Origin of the sequence: Streptomyces lacrimifluminis, assembly GCF_014646095.1 — a bacterium.
GTDB lineage: Bacteria > Actinomycetota > Actinomycetes > Streptomycetales > Streptomycetaceae > Streptomyces > Streptomyces lacrimifluminis.
Window position 1 is genome coordinate 79,431 of the sequence record NZ_BMMU01000009.1, and the last position, 17,395, is coordinate 96,825.

Sequence of the window (17,395 nt, forward strand, 5' to 3'; positions counted from 1 at the left end):
CACCGTCAGCTTGTTGCAGGGCCACCGGCGGAGGAGGGGCGAAAGTCGGACATAGTAAGGGGATTGGGGGTGCGCGACGGCCCCGGCCATGTTGCGGACCACGTCCGGGCCGCGCATAGTGGCGCTGCAAAGTGCTGGAACCAGTAGTGGGATGGGGCGATGGCCGGGCACGGGACGGACGAGCATCCACACGGTGCTGACCGACTGTGCGGGGCCGGGGATCGCGTGTATTCCCGGGCCGTACGGCGGGGCCGTGTGCCGCGCCGCGACGCCGAGCCGGTGCCGTGCCTCCTCGAACTCGCCCTGCTGCACCCCGACCCCGACGACATGGCCTGGCTGGTGCCGACCTCCCCGCAGGAGGTCATGACCCGGCTGCTGCGCGGCGTCTACGACGAGGTCAGCGCGAGCCAGGGCCGGGTGGGCTCGGCGGTCGCGGCTTTCGAGCGGTACACCACCCTCGGCGAGGAGAGCCCGTACGCCGGGTCCGGTGCTGGCGCCGGTGCTGGTACCGGCGGTGGCACCGGCCTCGGTGAGGGCACCGCCCTGCGTGTCCTGGACGGTCTCGCACGGATCCAGACCGCGATGGACGAGGCGACACAGGCGTGCACGACCGAGGTGCTCACCGTCCAGCCCGGTGGCATCCGTCGCGAGTACGAACTCTCCGAGGGTCTGCACCGGGCGCTCGAACTGCGCGGACGCGGCGTGCGGATGCGCGGCCTGTACAACCATGTGGCCCGGCACGGGCAGGGGCTGCTCAACTACCTCGAACTGGTGGGTGGAGCCGCCGAGGCGCGCACCCTCGACGAGGTGGTCGAGCGGCTGATCCTCTTCGACCGCACGGTGGCATTCATTCCGGCGAACGCGGAGCGGACGGTCGCGCTGGAGATCCGCCAGCCGGCCCTCGTGGAGTACCTCGTCACGGTCTTCGACCGCCTGTGGCGCCTGGCCGTCCCGCTGACGGCCCCGCTCCCCGACACGGGCATCGAGGGCATCTCGCACCGGGAGCGGTCGATCGCCGCGCTGCTCGCGGAGGGCCACCAGGACGCCGTCATCGCGGAACGCCTGGGCATCAGCGTCCGTACCTGCCGGGCACACATCGCGCGGCTCTCGGAGACGCTGGGGGCGGCGAGCCGGACGCAGCTGGGCGTGCGGATCGCCCAGGCGGGACTGGACGGCCCGCCGGCAGTCGCCGCCCCGGCCGGCCGCGCGCCGCTCAGCCTTCCGGCGCCGGCGGCCCCGACTCGGGCTCGGCCTCCAGAATCCCCGACTGCCCGATGAGGTAACCGAGTTGGGCGCGGCTCTCGCTGCCGAGGGTGCTGGCGAGCTTGGCGATGTGGACGCGGGCGGTACGGATGTTCAAGCCGAGGCGGGTCGCTATGACGGCGTCGGTGTGGCCCTCGACGAGGAGGGCGGCGATGGCTTGCTGCCGGGGCGTGACGCCGTTGTCGGACGGGGGCTGAATGGCCTGGGGGTGCATCGGGGTGGCCAGGCGCCACAGGCGGTCCAAGGTCGTAACGAAGTGGTGCACGAGGACCGGGTGGCGGATCTCCAGCGCGAGGGAACGGTCCTTGCTGGCGGGGATGAAGGCCACGGTCCGGTCGATGACGATGAGGCGGTCGGTGACCTCGTCCAGGGAGCGGGCCTCGACATCGCCCCTCAGCTGTTCGTAGCGGGCGCGGACGGCGGGAGAGTGGCGGACAGCGTGTTGGTAAAGGGCGCGGATGCGGGCGCCCCGGTCGAGGACGGCCTGGTCGCGTGCCAGGATGGCCAGGGTCGGGGGCGGCCCACGTAGGGCTGGATCGTGAGTATTTCGCTGGAAGCGTCAGCCAAGGCTCGGGAAATGGCCAGGTTGATCCGGTCAAAGCCGCTGAGGACACTGATCATGGGTGTGTCGGCCGCTGTGTCCGGGACATCGATGCGCATGAGCGGCTCGAACGCTTCGGCCAGCAGCGACTCTTGTTGCCGCTTCCTGGCCGTGTCCTCCGCACTCTCCTGCAGAAGCCGGGAGAGGGCCACTGCGGGGGCCAGGGGACGCAGGTGGCGCGGGTTCTCGAGGTAGGGCCGAAGCAAGCCGAAGTCGATCAGGCAGGGAGCGTCGCTCGCCTCGTCGTCCGGCACGTGGCCCTCGCGCAGCGCGCGAACGTACAGGCTCATGCCTGCCTCGCACAGTTTCTCTGCCCCATGCGGGTGCCGTTCGGCCACGGGTGACTCCCTTGCGCTCACTGTTCCTGGTCGAGAATCCCCGACTGCGCGATCAGGAACCCGAGCTGGGCGCGGCTGCCGCTGCCCAGCGAGGTGGCCAGTTTGGCGATGTGGGCGCGGCAGGTGCGGACGTTCATGCCGAGGCGCCGGGCGATGGCCTCGTCGACGTGGCCTTCGATGAGGAGCTTGGCGATGGAGTGCTGGACCGGGGTGATGCCGTTGGGGCCGACATCGTTCGGGATGTTTTCAGTCAGGGGGACCGCGCGCTGCCAGAGCTGCTCGAAGACCTTGCTGAGGTATATGACGAGTCCGGGGTGCCGGAGTTCGAGAGCGACACGCCGGTCGTCGCTCGCGGGGATGAAGGCGACTGTGCGGTCGAAGATGATCAGGCGTTCGATGAGCTCTTCCAGCGTGCGGACCTGGATCTTGCCGTCGGATATGTGCTCGATGTAGGCCAGCGTGCTCTGGCTGTGCCGGGCGGTGTGCTGATAAAGGGTGCGCATTCTGACCCCGCGGTCGGTGAGTGGTCTGTCGCGCTCCAGGGCCTGCATCAGGGTGTCGGCGTGGCGGCCACCGCCGGGCTGGATGGTGAGCATCTCGGTATGGCACTCAGCGGTGGCATAGTCCAGCGCCGTATTGATCCGGTCGAAGCCTTCCAGCACGGTGATGGCGTGGATACTCGCCTGGCTCTGGGTACTGATCGCGATGAACGGGTCGAAGGCATCGGTCAGCTCGACCGTATGCCGCCGGGTCTCCTGGATCTCGCGCTCCAGTGGATGCAGTCGCTGCGCGAGGGCGACGGCCGGCGGGACCGGACGCAGCCAGTTCGCGTCATCCGGATCAGGATGGAGGAGCGCGAACTCAAGCAGGCACGGAGCGGGCTCCACCTCTCCGCGGCTGATTTTTCCTGAGCGCAGAGCACTGGCGTAGATCCGCGTCCCTTCGTCGCACAACTCAGTGACGGCGTGGGGATGTGCCGGTTTAGTATCTCTTGTTGCCATTTCTCCACCCCCCAGGGTCCTGAACGTGCAGGAACATGATGCATCGCTCCTGTGGCATTGACGTGCCTGAATGAGCCATCGTCTTGTTGCGACGGGGGAGAAGATTCGATCGAGTAAGGACGAAGCCGACTATGCGCGTGAGATTGCTTGGTTCAGTACTTGCCACCGTCTTCTCCGTCGCAGTCGCTGTTGGCGTTCTTGGGGGTTCGGGGCTGGCTGATCCGGCGGTCCCTCCGCCTGACAGTGGCTGGGACTCCGTACAGGCCGCAGATCCGGTGTTTCCGGCTGACAGTGGCTGGGACTCCGCTCCGGTGGATGTGGACGTATGACCACCCCCCCGGATGATCGTTCTTTCCGTCGAGAAATGGCGTCAGCCTACCGCTCCGGCTGGCACTTCATCGATCTGGTCACCGCCATCCCCCACAGCGGTGACTCGCTGATGGTGACCGTGTTCGGAGAGCCGGTCGTCGTGACGCGGGACGACGAAGAGGATGTAAGGGCATACCGGTGTCTGCGGCGGCCTCGGGGGGCGCCGCAGCCCGTACGGTGTGCGATTCGGTACGGAATGATCTTTGTGAACCTGGACCAGCGCGACCACCGGCTGGACCACCCCGACATCCCGGATGTCCCCGACATCCAGGACGTGCAGACCATCTCAGCCACCCCCCGCAGTGCCTGACGCGATTCCCCCGTCGCAGTAGATCGCTCAGGTGCTTCCCCCCAGTAGCGGCGTCACCGTGACCTGAACACGGTGACGCCGCTGCTGTTTCTGGCGAAATATTGTGGTTCGAGTGCATTCTGAGATGGGTGCGGCGCTCGCTCGCTTGGCTGAAAGCAGCCGCTCGCCGTCTCCTTCTTCACCGCCCGTCCGTCATGGAGGAGGGGCGGTTTTTGGTCTGCCCTGCCGCCCCGTTCCTGCCTTGAGTGGAATAGACTCAACTTTGTGTACGTTGGCCGTGTCAGTTGTCACGACCGGGACAGGGAAGGGAGACAGCGACCGTGGACGCCGAGCTGACCAACAGGAGCAGGGACGCGATCAACGCGGCCACCGGCAGGGCCGTGTCCGGGGGGCACGCGGACCTGACCCCCGCGCACCTGCTGCTGGCGTTGCTCGCGGGGGAGGACAACGAGAACATCACCGACCTGCTGGCCGCCGCCGACGCCGACCAGGCGGCCGTACGCGCGGGCGCCGAGCGCGTCCTCGCGAGCCTGCCCAGCGTGACCGGCTCGACCGTCGCACCCCCGCAGCCCAACCGGGAGCTTCTTTCGGTCATCGCCGACGCGGCCGAACGGGCGAAGGAGCTCGGCGACGAGTACCTCTCCACCGAGCACCTCCTCATCGGCATCGCCGCGAAGGGCGGCCCCGCCGGGGACGTACTCTCCCAGCAGGGCGCCGGCGCGAAGAAGCTGCTGGACGCGTTCCAGAAGAGCAGGGGAGGGCGTCGCGTGACCACAGCCGACCCCGAGGGTCAGTACAAGGCCCTGGAGAAGTTCGGTACGGATTTCACGGCCGCCGCCCGGGAGGGCAAGCTCGACCCGGTCATCGGCCGTGACCAGGAGATCCGCCGGGTCGTCCAGGTGCTCAGCCGTCGTACGAAGAACAATCCCGTCCTCATCGGTGAACCCGGCGTCGGCAAGACGGCCGTCGTCGAGGGCCTCGCCCAGCGCATCGTCAAGGGCGACGTACCGGAGTCCCTGAAGAACAAGCGGCTGGTGTCCCTGGACCTGGGCGCGATGGTCGCCGGGGCGAAATACCGGGGCGAGTTCGAGGAGCGGCTGAAGACGGTCCTCGCGGAGATCAAGGGTTCCGACGGCCAGATCATCACCTTCATCGACGAACTCCACACGGTCGTCGGCGCGGGCGCCGGCGGCGACTCCTCGATGGACGCCGGCAACATGCTGAAGCCGATGCTGGCGCGCGGCGAACTGCGCATGGTCGGCGCGACGACCCTCGACGAGTACCGCGAGCGGATCGAGAAGGACCCCGCCCTGGAGCGCCGCTTCCAGCAGGTCCTGGTCGCGGAACCCTCCGTCGAGGACACGATCGCGATCCTGCGCGGACTCAAGGGCCGGTACGAGGCCCACCACAAGGTCGTCATCGCCGACAGCGCGCTGGTCGCGGCGGCGACCCTCTCCGACCGTTACATCACCTCCCGTTTCCTCCCCGACAAGGCGATCGACCTGGTCGACGAGGCGGCGTCGAGGCTGCGGATGGAGATCGACAGTTCCCCTCTCGAAATCGACGAACTCCAGCGCGCCGTGGACCGGTTGAAGATGGAGGAACTCGCGCTGGAGAAGGAGACCGACCCGGCCTCGCGCGAGCGTCTGGAGCGGCTGCGCCGTGATCTCGCCGACAAGGAGGAGGAGTTGCGCGGTCTGACGGCCCGTTGGGAGAAGGAGAAGCAGTCCCTCAACCGGGTCGGCGAGCTGAAGGAGAAGCTCGACGAACTTCGCGGCCAGGCCGAACGGGCCCAGCGCGACGGCGACTTCGACACCGCCTCCAAGCTCCTCTACGGCGAGATTCCCGCCCTGGAAAGGGACTTGGAGGCAGCCTCCGAAGCCGAGGTGGAGGCCTCCAGGGACACCATGGTCAAGGAGGAGGTCGGCCCCGACGACATCGCGGACGTGGTCGGCGCCTGGACCGGCATCCCCGCCGGCCGTCTCCTGCAGGGCGAGACCCAGAAACTCCTGCGCATGGAGGAGGAGTTGGGCCGCCGTCTGATCGGCCAGTCCGAGGCGGTCCAGGCGGTGTCGGACGCGGTACGGCGGACCAGGGCCGGTATCGCGGACCCCGACCGCCCGACCGGCTCCTTCCTCTTCCTCGGCCCGACGGGCGTCGGCAAGACCGAGCTCGCGAAGGCGCTGGCCGACTTCCTCTTCGACGACGAGCGGGCGATGGTCCGCATCGACATGTCGGAGTACGGAGAGAAGCACAGCGTCGCCCGCCTCGTCGGCGCCCCGCCCGGCTACGTCGGCTACGAGGAGGGCGGTCAGCTGACGGAAGCGGTGCGGCGGCGCCCGTACAGCGTGGTGCTCCTGGACGAGGTCGAGAAGGCCCACCCGGAGGTCTTCGACGTCCTCCTCCAGGTCCTGGACGACGGCCGGCTCACGGACGGCCAGGGCCGGACCGTCGACTTCCGCAACGCGATCCTCATCCTGACGTCGAACCTCGGCAGCCAGTACCTGGTCGAGCCGCTGACATCCGCGGAGGTGAAGAAGCAGCAGGTGCTGGAGGTGGTCCGCGCCTCCTTCAAACCGGAGTTCCTGAACCGCCTGGACGACATGGTCGTCTTCTCCGCGCTGAACGGGCAGGAGCTGGAGCGCATCGCGGGCCTCCAGATCGGCCGCCTCGCCAAGCGCCTGGCCGAGCGCCGTCTGACCCTGGACGTCACCCCGGCCGCCCTGGCCTGGCTGGCCGCCGAGGGCAACGACCCGGCGTACGGCGCCCGGCCCCTGCGCCGCCTCATCCAGACGGCGATCGGCGACCGCCTCGCCAAGGAGATCCTGGCGGGCGAGGTCAAGGACGGCGACACGGTACGGGTGGACGCGTTCGGGGAGGGCCTGATCGTCGGGCCGGCGGCCGGCGATACGAGCACCGGGGCGGGCGAAAAAACGCTCTGAGCTGAATTACGCCAACCATCGGTGAACCGTCGGGGGCGGGGGTTGCCACGCCCCGCCCCGCATGGGAGAGGATGGCGGGATCCGTACGAAGGGAAATTCACGGTGACCATCGACCCGTCCTCGATTCCGAACTTCGGGGGCCAGCCCGAGCCGCAGCAGCAAGGACCGGCAGGCCCCGTCGTCCCGGACCAGGACCTTGTGAAGCAGCTCCTGGAACAGATGGAGCTGAAGTACGTCGTCGACGACGAGGGTGACCTCGCGGCGCCGTGGGAGCAGTTCCGTACGTACTTCATGTTCCGTGGCGAGGGTGACCAGCAGGTCTTCTCGGTGCGGACGTTCTACGACCGGTCCCACCCGATCGAGGAGAAGCCCGCGCTTCTCGAGTCGATCGACGACTGGAACCGGCGGACCCTGTGGCCCAAGGTGTACAGCCACACGCACGACGACGGCACCGTTCGCCTCATCGGCGAGGCGCAGATGCTGATCGGGACGGGCGTCAGCCTGGAGCACTTCGTGTCCTCGACGGTGAGCTGGGTGCGCGCCGCGATCGAGTTCGACAAGTGGCTCGTCGAGCAGCTCGGCCTGGAGCCGGACGCCGAAGAGGCGGAGAAGCCTGGGGACGACGAGGCGTAGTCCTGCCCGCACGTCTGTCTGTACGCCTGTGTATGGAGGAGCCCGGCCGGGGAGGCCGGGCTCTCGCCGTTTCCGGGCCAGGTAGGAGGGTTACGGATACGTGCCCGTACCCCGCGACATCACCGGCCTGCCCCGTGCGCCACCGTCCGCTGGCTCCCCAGTGACTTGAGCCGGGCCGCGGCTTCCTCCAGTACCGACGTCCGCTTGCAGAAGGCGAACCGTACGAAGGGGGCGCCCTCCTCGCGGTGGTCGTAGAAGACCGCGTTCGGGATGGCGACCACACCGGCCCGTTCCGGCAGGGCGCGGCAGAAGGCGAAGCCGTCGCCGCCTTCGGACAGCACAGCGCCGAGGGGGCGGATGTCGGTGGTGACGAAGTACGTGCCCGAGGGCCGGAACACCTTGAAGCCCGCCTCCGTGAGGCCGGCCGACAAGAGGTCCCGCTTGACCCTCATGTCCTCGCGGAACGCCTCGAAGTACGTGTCCGGGAGGCTCAGTGCCTCCGCCACCGCGTACTGGAACGGGCCGGACGCCACGTAGGTCAGGAACTGCTTCGCCGAACGGACGGCCGTGACCAGGTCCGGCGTAGATGTGACCCAGCCCACTTTCCAACCGGTGAACGAAAACGTCTTCCCGGCGCTCCCGATAGAGACCGTCCGTTCGCGCATCCCCGGGAAGGAGGCCAGCGGCAGATGTTCGGCGTCGTCGAAGACCAGGTGCTCGTACACCTCGTCGGTGACCACCAGCAGGTCGCGCTCCACGGCGAGCCGTGCGACGGCGGTCAGCTCCTCCCGGGTCAGGACCGTGCCGGTCGGGTTGTGCGGGGTGTTGACCAGGAGGAGACGGGTGCGGGGTGTCACCGCCGCCCGCAGCTCCTCCAGGTCCAGGCGGAACGAGCCTTCGTGCGGGCGCAGTGTGACCGGTACGCGCGTGCCGCCCGCCATCGCGATGCACGCCGCGTAGGAGTCGTAGTAGGGCTCCAGGGCGATCACCTCGTCGCCGGGCTCCACCAGGGCCAGCAGGGTCGCCGCGATGGCCTCGGTCGCGCCCGCCGTCACCAGGACCTCGCGGTCGGGGTCGTACGACAGCCCGTACCGGCGCTCCTGGTGCGCGGCGATCGCCGTACGCAGCTCGGGGACGCCCGGACCCGGCGGGTACTGGTTGCCGCGGCCGTCGCGCAGCGCCCGTACGGCGGCCTCGCGGATCGCCTCGGGGCCGTCGGTGTCCGGGAAACCCTGGCCGAGGTTGATCGAGCCGGTGGCGACGGCGAGCGCCGACATCTCGGCGAAGATCGTCGTCCCGAACTCGGCGAGCCGGCGGTTGAGGAAGGGGCGTGCGCTGCTGGTCATGGTCGTCATCCTGCGCCGAAGCTCTGGACTTCCTCAACTCTGCTTTGGCAGGTGAGACAGGCGGGCATCCCCTCGTCACGCAAGACGGCGAGGTGCCCACGGGGGGCCGCCTCGGGGGAACGAAAGGAGGGTGACGTCATGGTCGTAGCCATCATCGCCCTTGTCATTCTGGCGGTCCTGTTCATCCCGGTGATTGTTGTGGTCTCGGCGGTCCGGGCTTCCCGGGGAAGCCGGCGGCGGGGGAGCCGGGGACGCGACAGCTGGTGGGCCGGGGGAACGGCGGGGGCCGGCAGTGCCGGTGACTCCGGGAGCAGCTCGTCGTGCGGTTCGAGTTCCTCCTGCGGAGGCAGCTCGTCCTGTGGCGGCGGATCGTCCTGCGGTGGGGGAGGCGGGGGCGGATGCGGTGGAGGCAGCTGACACGGGGCAGCTGAGCTCCGGAAGGGGGAACCGTATCCGGACCGCGGGGTGAGCGCCCGCCGGGACGACGTGCGTACACGTCGCCCCGGCGGGCGTTCGTACGCCCGCTCACGGGCTTCCTTCGCACGCTCGGGCGTACGCCACGGTTGAACAATTGAGCTGTGAAGCCCCCTGAGGGATGGAAACCCCACGAAGTTGGGTAAAAACGCTGTGGCGGCGCCACCGTTCATGATTCCCTCTACATCACCAACACAGCCCCTCGGACGTCCCCTGCCCCTGGACGTTCCTCATGACTGGGCTGATCTCCCGGCGTCGACCCGTGTCGACCGGAGCGCGCCGGACCCCCACCTCGCTTGTCCACACCTTGCTTGCCCAGACCTCCCCCCCTCCCCTTTGCGTGCTAGCGGAGCCGATCCATGCTCACGAACCTGAACACCGCCTACACCGACACGCGCGCGGCCGACCTCGCCTGGGCCCTGGGCCGGGAGCCGTTGCCCGCCCTCGCCACCCTCGACCTCGAACTGGCGGACGCCAAACTCCAGTTGAGACTCCTCGGCGCCTCCCATCAGGTGCTCCTGGAGGAGCGACAGGGCATCTGTTCGGAGACGGTCGCGTGCATCCCGGGTTCCAGCACCCCCCTCCCCCTCGGCGTGGCCAAACGGGTCGACGACTGGGAGTACGAGTTCGCGGCGAGAGTCGAGATCCTGTCGCCGGAATCGTTCGCGGGGCGCGCCCAGGAGTTGCTGGCCCTGGTCGCCGACCATCCCCACGGCCTGGCCGGCGTCTTCCCCGGCAGCCCGCACGCCTTCACCGCGATGCTGGCCCAGCGGCATGAGGGTCAGGTCCACTGGCGGACCTGGCACGCCTATCCGCAGGACGGGCAGCTGGTGGCGACCAGAACGCGGGTGGGGGTACGGGTGGCGGCGGCCCTCTGAGTGACGGCGGCATGACCGGCGGCCCTCCGGGCGAGTGGCGGCCATCGGTGGCGGCGGCCCTCCGAGGGAGCGTCGGCGGCGCATCCCGACCTTCACGCCGACTGCCTCCGCGTAAACAGAGACCACACGTGTGGGTGACGAAGCGTACCCGGAGTGTGACGTAGCGTTCCCAGAGTGATCGAACCGCACGTGCCGGCCCCGCCGGGCAGTCCCCCGTCCTGGGGCAGCCCCGCGCGGCTGCCCGTCCGGCCCGGCGCCGGCCGGTTCCTGGTCCTCGCCGGCGCCTTCGTCTGTGCGGCCTGCGGACTGGTGTACGAGCTGGAACTCGTCGCGCTCGCCTCGTACCTGATCGGCGACTCGGTCACCCAGGCGTCCGTCGTGCTCTCCGTGATGGTGTTCGCGATGGGTATCGGCTCGCTCGCCGCGAAACGCCTGAGCTGCCGCGCCGCGGCCGGCTTCGCCGCGGTCGAGGCGGCACTCGCGCTGGTCGGCGGATGCAGCGCGATGGCCCTGTACGCGGTGTTCGCGTGGACCGGAGACTGGGGCGGCCTCTGGGCGAACGGCCCGCGCGTCCTCCTCGTCACCTTCTCCCTGATCATCGGTCTGCTGATCGGCACCGAGGTGCCGCTGCTCATGGAGCTGATCCAGCGCATCCGCCGCCAGGACGCCGGCGGCGCGGTCGCCGACCTGTTCGCCGCGGACTATGTGGGCGCCCTGGTGGGCGGCCTGGCCTTCCCCTTCCTCCTGCTGCCCTGGCTCGGCCAGCTCACCGGCGCCCTGCTCACCGGCACGGTCAACGCGCTGGTCGGCGGCGCCCTCGTCCTCGGCCTGTTCCGGCGGGACCTCACCCGGCGCGCCCGCTGGCTGCTCGTGGTGGCCAACGTGACCGTGATCGGAGTCCTGGCCGCCGCGGCCGTACTCGTCGACGACTTCGAACGCGCGGCCCGGCACGCGATGTACGGCGACGACGTACGCGTAGCGCTGCGGACCGGCGTACAGGAGGTCGTTCTCACGGGCGGCACGCCCGGCCGGCCGCTGAACCTGTTCCTGGACGGCCGGCTGCGGGTCGGCGGGGTGGACGAGGGGCGCTACCACGAGGCGCTCGTTCACCCCGCGATGGACGGCCCGCACGCGCGCGTGCTCGTCCTCGGCGGCGCGGACGGGCTCGCCGCGCGGGAGGTGCTGCGCCATCCGGGCGTACGGCGGGTGGACGTCGTCGCGCTCGACGCGGGCGTGGTGCGGCTGGCGCGCCAGGACCCGGCCCTCGCCGCGCTGAACGCGCACGCGTTCGACGACCCGCGCGTCCATCTCACGACGGCGGACGCCTTCCAGCTGCTGCGCGGTGCGCGGGCCGCCTATGACGTGGTCGTCTCGGATCTGCCGGATCCGGGCATCACTGCGAGTACGAAGCTGTACTCGCAGGAGTTCTACGGGCTGACGCGGCAGGTGCTGACCGACGGCGGCCGGCTGGTCGTGCACGGCGGGCCGGTCTCCGCCCGGCCGCACGTGTTCTGGACCGTCGAGACGACCATCCGGGCCGCCGGGCTGCGGACGGTGCCGTATCGCGTGGCCGGCCCGGATCGGACGGGGCTGGGGCCGGGGGCGGCGCGGGCCCCGCAGGACTGGGGGTTCGTGCTGGCCACGGCCGGGGGGTCCGTTCCCCGGCTGCGGGTGGACGGGCCCACCGCCCCTCGGCTGGGGACGCTCACCCAGGCGGGCCTTGAGGCGGACGCGCGGGCCGCGGCGCGTATGCGGGTGGCGGGGTTGCGGGCTTCGACGCTGGTGCATCCGCGTTACTGAGCCGGTGCCGGTGCCGGTGCCGGTGCCGGTGGCGGTGGCGGGGCCGGGGGTCCTGCGGGGATGCGGGGGGTGCGCCGGGTGGGTGCCGGGTGGGCCGCGTGGGTGTGGATCCTGGGGGATCCCGTGGGAATCCCGGGATGCGCGGGTGCGGTGCGGGTCGTGCTGGGTACCCTCGGGTTCCATGGACCATGAGGTGTTCGTTCCGGTTCCGGCGGAGCGGCTGAGGGACGTGCTCGCCGACCCCGCGCGCATCGCCCGGGCGGTCCCCGGACTCCAGCAGGACGCGGGCACCGAGCCTGCCGCCGCCGGGGTCGCCGGGCGGCTGAAGGTGCGTATCGGAGGGCACACGATCACGTATCGCGGGTCCTTGCGGGTCGCGGACGGCCCGGACGGCAGCCAGGACGGCGGGGAGTGGGTCTACCTCTTGGAGGGCGACGCCGTCGAGGTGCGCGGCGGTGGGTCGGTGAAGGTGGCGTTGACGTTGCGGGTGCGGGTGCGGGGGATCGAGGACGGGAGCGGGTCCGCGTTGGTGTTCGGGGGCGCGGTGACCGCCGACGGGCGAGTGGCCGACCTTCCCGCGGACGCCGTCGCCGCGGCGGGGGCGCGGTTGTTGCGGCGGTTCGGGGAGGGCTTGGGGGAGGTCGCCGGGGAGCTGGACGGGCTGGAGGGCCTGGAAGGTTCGGAGGGGTCGAAGGAGGGTGAGCCGGCCGGGGCGTTCGGGGAGTCTCCGGTGGGCCCGGTCGCGGAGATCCCGGTTCCCGGCGCCGAGGTTCCCGAGGATCCCGGTGCGCTCGACGACGGTGACCTCGACGAGGGTGAGCAGGTCTCCGACCGGGTCTCCGAGCGGTTCGTGGCTGCCGGTGAGCCGCCTGCCGAGGCCGCGCACGCGCGTCGGACGATGATCGGGCGCAGTGCGGAGGAAGTGGACCACGCGCCGCCCCGGGGGCGGTACGCCCCTGTGCCGCCTCCGGAGCAGGTGTCGGGGAACGTGACGCTGCGGTGGGCTGCGCCGGCCGCGGCGTTGGTGGTGGCGTCGGCGATCGTGGTGGGACGGGTGCTGAGGAAGCGGCGGTGAGGTGGTGCGGGGTTGTTTCGCCCCCGCCGCCCCTACCCGTCCCATCCTGTCCCTGAAGGCTGCGCCCCCAGACCCCCCTTCGGACTGAACGGCCTCGTCCTCAAGCGCCGGACGGGCTGAAAGGCCCGGTAGGGTCGGCGTGTGAGTGACGATGAGATCACGCTGGCCGCGGGTGACGCGGAGGTGACCGTGCAGCCGGGGAACGGCGGCCGGGTCGGAGGGCTGCGCGTCGACGGAGTCGAACTGCTGCGGCAAGGGGAGCGGTTCGGCTGTTTTCCGATGGTCCCCTGGTGCGGGCGTACCCGGGACGGCCGCTTCCTCGACGGCGGCACCGTACGCCAACTCCCCCTCAACTCCCCGCCGCACGCCATCCACGGCACCGTCCGCGACGGCGCCTGGCGCGTCGCCCGCACCACCGCCGACGAGGCCGTGATCACGTACGACCTCGTGGAGCCGTGGCCCTACGCCGGGCGCGTCACCCAACTCGTCGCGCTGACCCCGGACTCCCTCACGCTCACCATGTCCGTGGAGACGTACGCCGATTCCTTCCCGGCGCAGATCGGCTGGCACCCCTGGTTCAACCGGAACCTCGGCGGGGCCGACGCACCGGCGGAGGTCCAGGTCGCCTTCACGCCCGCCTGGCAGGAGGAGCGCGGCGACGACCACCTGCCCACCGGGGAGCGGATCGAACCGAGCCCCGGGCCCTGGGACGACTGCTTCGGTATGCCCGGCGGCGTCGATGTCACCCTCACCTGGCCGCAGCGGCTGGAGCTGAAGGTGACCAGCCCCGAGGAATGGGTCGTCGTGTACGACGAGCAGGACGCCGCCGTGTGTGTGGAGCCGCAGACCGGCCCGCCCAACGGGCTCAACACCCTGCCGCGTCTCGTCACGCCCATCGAGCCCCTGGAAGCCACCATGACGTGGAGTTGGCGAGCCCTATGACGACCCCGTCTAGGCTGGCGGGCATGAGTGCAGGCATTGATGACGTAGACGTACGCGGCGCGCTGCTGCGGCAGATCAAGGACAAGGCCGTCGTGCACGGCAAGGTGACCCTGTCGTCGGGTCTTGAGGCCGACTACTACATCGACCTCCGCCTCGTCACCCTCGACGGGGAGGCCGCGCCGCTGGTCGGGCAGGTGCTGCTCGATCTGGCGGCCGAGGCCGGGCTGGAGTTCGACGCCGTGGGCGGGCTGACCATGGGGGCCGACCCCGTCGGCACGGCCATGATGCACGCCGCCGCGGCCCGCGGACAGCGCCTCGACGCGTTCGTCGTGCGCAAGGCGGCCAAGGCGCACGGAATGCAGAAGCGCGTCGAGGGGCCGGGCATCGAGGGGCGGCGCGTGCTGGTCGTCGAGGACACGTCGACGACGGGCGACTCGCCGCTCACCGCCGTGGCGGCCGTGCGCGAGGCAGGCGCCGAGGTGGTGGGCGTGGCGACCATCGTCGACCGGGCGACGGGCGCCGCCGAGAAGATCGAGCAGGGCGCCGGGGTGCCGTACCTCTTCGCGTACTCGAAGAGCGACCTGGGCCTGGACTGAGTGACTGAGTACCGGGCGTCCGACCTGACGAACACCGGACTCCGTACCGGACTCCGTACTGGGCGAAACGTCTGGAAAGATGGGGCCGACGATGACGTCGCTTCCCAGGTCTCGCAACCGGGTCTAGGTCAGGGCCGCAGGTAACGCAGTACGCCAGATCTGCAGATCTACAGATCGCCAACCCGCACATCACGAGGAGCGGACACATGCCCATCGCAACCCCTGAGGTCTACAGCGAAATGCTTGACCGGGCAAAGGCAGGCAAGTTCGCCTACCCGGCCATCAACGTGACCTCGACCCAGACCCTGCACGCTGCCCTGCGCGGCTTCGCGGAGGCGGAGAGCGACGGCATCATCCAGATCTCGACGGGTGGTGCGGAGTTCCTCGGCGGCCAGTACAGCAAGGACATGGTCACCGGTTCCGTCGCCCTGGCCGAGTTCGCGCACATCGTCGCCGAGAAGTACCCGGTCACGGTCGCCCTGCACACGGACCACTGCCCGAAGGACAAGCTCGACGGGTATGTGCGACCGCTGCTCGCCGTTTCCGAGGAGCGGGTGAAGGCCGGTCGCAACCCGCTGTTCCAGTCCCACATGTGGGACGGCTCCGCCGAGACCCTCGCGGACAACCTCGCCATCGCGCAGGAGCTGCTGGCCCGCGCCGTCGCCGCGAAGATCATCCTTGAGGTCGAGATCACGCCGACCGGTGGTGAGGAGGACGGTGTCTCGCACGAGATCAACGACTCCCTCTACACGACCGTCGACGACGCGCTGCGTACGGTCGAGGCGCTGGGGCTGGGTGAGAAGGGGCGTTACCTGCTCGCCGCGTCCTTCGGCAACGTCCACGGCGTGTACAAGCCCGGCAACGTCGTCCTGCGCCCCGACCTCCTCAAGGAGCTGAACGAGGGCGTCGCCGCGAAGTACGGTCAGCCGGCCGGCTCACAGCCGTTCGACTTCGTCTTCCACGGCGGCTCCGGCTCCTCGGCGGAGGAGATCGCCACCGCGCTGGAGAACGGCGTAGTGAAGATGAACCTCGACACCGACACCCAGTACGCCTTCACGCGTCCCGTCGCCGACCACATGTTCCGCAACTACGACGGCGTCCTGAAGGTCGACGGCGAGGTCGGCTCCAAGTCGACCTACGACCCGCGTACGTGGGGCAAGCTGGCCGAGGCGAGCATGGCCGCGCGTGTCGTCGTGGCCACGCAGGACCTGCGCTCGGCGGGTACGAAGATCAAGTAGTTCCGTACGGTTCTCAGCGAGCCCGGCGTCTGTCTACGGCGCCGGGCTCGCTGTATACCTGGGGCATGTCGGACGTGCGCCTCGCCTCGCCCCAGGGCCGGTGGATCCTTCTCACCACGATCCTCGGCTCCAGCATGGCCCTGCTGGACTCGACCGTCGTGAACGTCGCGCTGCCGCGCATCGGCCGTGACCTCGACGCCGATCTGGCCGCCCTCCAGTGGACGGTCAACGCGTACATGCTGACGCTGGCCGGCCTGATCCTGCTGGGCGGTTCGCTCGGGGACCGGTACGGCCGCCGCAAGGTCTTCGTGGTCGGGGTGGTGTGGTTCGCCGTCGCCTCGCTGCTCTGCGGCCTCGCCCCGAACGCCGACGTGCTCGTCGCCGCCCGCGCCCTGCAGGGCATCGGCGGCGCGCTCCTCACCCCCGGCTCCCTCGCGATCATCCAGGCCTCCTTCCACCCCGACGACCGGGGGCGGGCGGTCGGGCTGTGGTCCGGCTTCGGGGGCGTCGGCGCTGCCGTGGGCCCCTTCCTGGGCGGCTGGCTGGTGGACGGTCCGGGCTGGCGGTGGGTGTTCCTGCTGAACGTTCCGGTGGCGCTGTTCTGCGCCCCCATCGCCGTACGCCATGTCCCCGAGTCCGGTGACGGCCGTACGCGCCACGGGCGCTTCGACGTCCTCGGCGCCGCCCTGGGCGCCCTGGCGCTCGCCCTGGTGACGTACGCGCTGATCGAGGCCAGGTCCGGTTCCGTCACCGTCGTGGTTTCGGCGGTGGCGGGTGTCGCGGCGGGGGTGGCCTTCGTGTACGTCGAGCGGCGGCGGGCCGAGGACGCGATGATGCCGCTGGACATCTTCGGCTCGCGCCAGTTCACGGCCGTCAACCTGGTCACCCTGTGCGTGTACGCCGCCTTCGGCGGCTTCTTCTTCCTCTCCGCGCTCCAGCTCCAGGTGGTCGTCGGCTACTCGGCCCTGGGCGCCGGCACGGCCCTGCTGCCGACCACCGCCCTGATGCTGCTGCTGTCGGCGCGCTCGGGGGAGCTGGCGGAGCGGATCGGGCCGCGCGTGCCGCTGACGGTCGGGCCGTTGCTGTGTGCGGCGGGGATGCTGCTGATGCTGCGGGTGGGGGCCGGGGCGTCGTACGCCGCCGATGTGCTGCCCGCCGTACTGGTGCTCGGGCTGGGCATGGTGACGCTGGTCGCGCCGCTCACGTCGAGCGTGCTGGCGTCGGTGGACGTTGCCCGGGCGGGGCTGGCGAGCGGGGTGAACAACGCGGCGGCGCGGGCGGCGGGGTTGGTCGCGGTGGCGGCGTTGCCGCTGGTGACGGGGATGGGGGCGGAGGCGTATCGGTCGGGGGCGGTGTTCGACGAGGCGTTTCGGCGGGCGATGGTGGTGTGTGCGGGGGTGTTGGTGGCGGGGTCGGTGCTGGCGTTCTTGACCGTGCGCAAGCCGGGGGCGGGGTGTGCGACCCCGGAGTGCCGGACGCATGGGTGTGTGACCGCTCCGCCGCTGGAGGGGGCGGGCGCGGGGGAGGGCGACCGTCCTTGATCTCGCCCCCGCCGCCCCTACCCGTCCCGTCCTCGGGGGCTCCGCCCC

13 protein-coding genes and 1 pseudogene are annotated in these 17,395 nt (G+C 70.4%); 11 read left to right on the forward strand and 3 right to left on the reverse strand.

The genetic code is table 11. The features are described 5' to 3' along the window. Positions 1–159 precede the first annotated feature (159 nt). Positions 160–1,278: a helix-turn-helix transcriptional regulator gene (locus IEY89_RS15860; RefSeq protein ID WP_189148031.1), complete on the forward strand. Its 1,119-nt coding sequence runs from the start codon at positions 160–162 to the stop codon at positions 1,276–1,278. Here the strand turns inward: IEY89_RS15860 and IEY89_RS15865 are convergent. Then, positions 1,214–2,154 (reverse strand): annotated as a pseudogene (locus tag IEY89_RS15865) (helix-turn-helix transcriptional regulator). The gene IEY89_RS15860 and the pseudogene IEY89_RS15865 sit on opposite strands and share 65 nt — an antisense overlap. A 65-nt stretch (positions 2,155–2,219) precedes the next feature. Then, positions 2,220–3,203 carry a helix-turn-helix transcriptional regulator gene (locus IEY89_RS15870; RefSeq protein WP_189148032.1) on the reverse strand — a complete coding sequence of 328 codons (984 nt, stop codon included), beginning with the start codon at positions 3,201–3,203 and terminating at the stop codon, positions 2,220–2,222. A gap of 325 nt (positions 3,204–3,528) precedes the next feature. Here IEY89_RS15870 and IEY89_RS15875 point away from each other — a divergent pair, with 325 nt between their 5' ends. The 3 genes from IEY89_RS15875 (at position 3,529) to IEY89_RS15885 (ending at position 7,457) form a co-directional block, all read left to right on the forward strand. Next, positions 3,529–3,882 carry a Rieske (2Fe-2S) protein gene (locus IEY89_RS15875; protein ID WP_189148033.1) on the forward strand — a complete coding sequence of 118 codons (354 nt, stop codon included), beginning with the start codon at positions 3,529–3,531 and terminating at the stop codon, positions 3,880–3,882. A 320-nt stretch (positions 3,883–4,202) separates the two neighbouring features. Then, complete coding sequence (gene clpB, locus IEY89_RS15880; RefSeq protein ID WP_189148034.1) at positions 4,203–6,824, forward strand: ATP-dependent chaperone ClpB; 2,622 nt, start codon at positions 4,203–4,205, stop codon at positions 6,822–6,824. Between the two features lie 102 nt (positions 6,825–6,926). Further along, the gene (locus IEY89_RS15885) at positions 6,927–7,457 is read left to right on the forward strand and encodes a YbjN domain-containing protein (RefSeq protein WP_189148035.1); all 531 of its coding nucleotides are present in this window, start codon (positions 6,927–6,929) and stop codon (positions 7,455–7,457) included. 119 nt (positions 7,458–7,576) lie between these two features. Here IEY89_RS15885 and IEY89_RS15890 read toward each other — a convergent pair whose 3' ends face one another. After that, positions 7,577–8,812 carry a pyridoxal phosphate-dependent aminotransferase gene (locus IEY89_RS15890; RefSeq protein WP_189148036.1) on the reverse strand — a complete coding sequence of 412 codons (1,236 nt, stop codon included), beginning with the start codon at positions 8,810–8,812 and terminating at the stop codon, positions 7,577–7,579. An 824-nt stretch (positions 8,813–9,636) separates the two neighbouring features. Between IEY89_RS15890 and IEY89_RS15895 the strand changes: the two genes are divergently transcribed. The 7 genes from IEY89_RS15895 (at position 9,637) to IEY89_RS15925 (ending at position 17,347) form a co-directional block, all read left to right on the forward strand. After that, on the forward strand, positions 9,637–10,155 hold the full coding sequence (locus IEY89_RS15895) for a DUF2617 family protein (RefSeq protein ID WP_189148037.1): 519 nt from the start codon (positions 9,637–9,639) through the stop codon (positions 10,153–10,155). 174 nt (positions 10,156–10,329) lie between these two features. After that, the gene (locus IEY89_RS15900; RefSeq protein ID WP_189148038.1) at positions 10,330–11,955 is read left to right on the forward strand and encodes a polyamine aminopropyltransferase; all 1,626 of its coding nucleotides are present in this window, start codon (positions 10,330–10,332) and stop codon (positions 11,953–11,955) included. 181 nt (positions 11,956–12,136) lie between these two features. Next, on the forward strand, positions 12,137–13,030 hold the full coding sequence (locus tag IEY89_RS15905) for an SRPBCC family protein (protein ID WP_189148039.1): 894 nt from the start codon (positions 12,137–12,139) through the stop codon (positions 13,028–13,030). A 141-nt stretch (positions 13,031–13,171) separates the two neighbouring features. Next, entirely contained in the window at positions 13,172–13,972 is an 801-nt protein-coding gene (locus tag IEY89_RS15910; RefSeq protein ID WP_189148040.1) for an aldose epimerase family protein, read from the forward strand. Positions 13,973–13,995: 23 nt separating this feature from the next. Further along, positions 13,996–14,568 (forward strand): orotate phosphoribosyltransferase, encoded by a 573-nt coding sequence (gene pyrE, locus IEY89_RS15915; protein ID WP_189148041.1) that lies wholly within the window; start codon positions 13,996–13,998, stop codon positions 14,566–14,568. 206 nt (positions 14,569–14,774) lie between these two features. Continuing rightward, entirely contained in the window at positions 14,775–15,806 is a 1,032-nt protein-coding gene (fbaA, locus tag IEY89_RS15920) for a class II fructose-bisphosphate aldolase (protein ID WP_189148042.1), read from the forward strand. Positions 15,807–15,871: 65 nt separating this feature from the next. Further along, complete coding sequence (locus IEY89_RS15925; RefSeq protein ID WP_189148043.1) at positions 15,872–17,347, forward strand: MFS transporter; 1,476 nt, start codon at positions 15,872–15,874, stop codon at positions 17,345–17,347. Positions 17,348–17,395 lie beyond the last annotated feature (48 nt).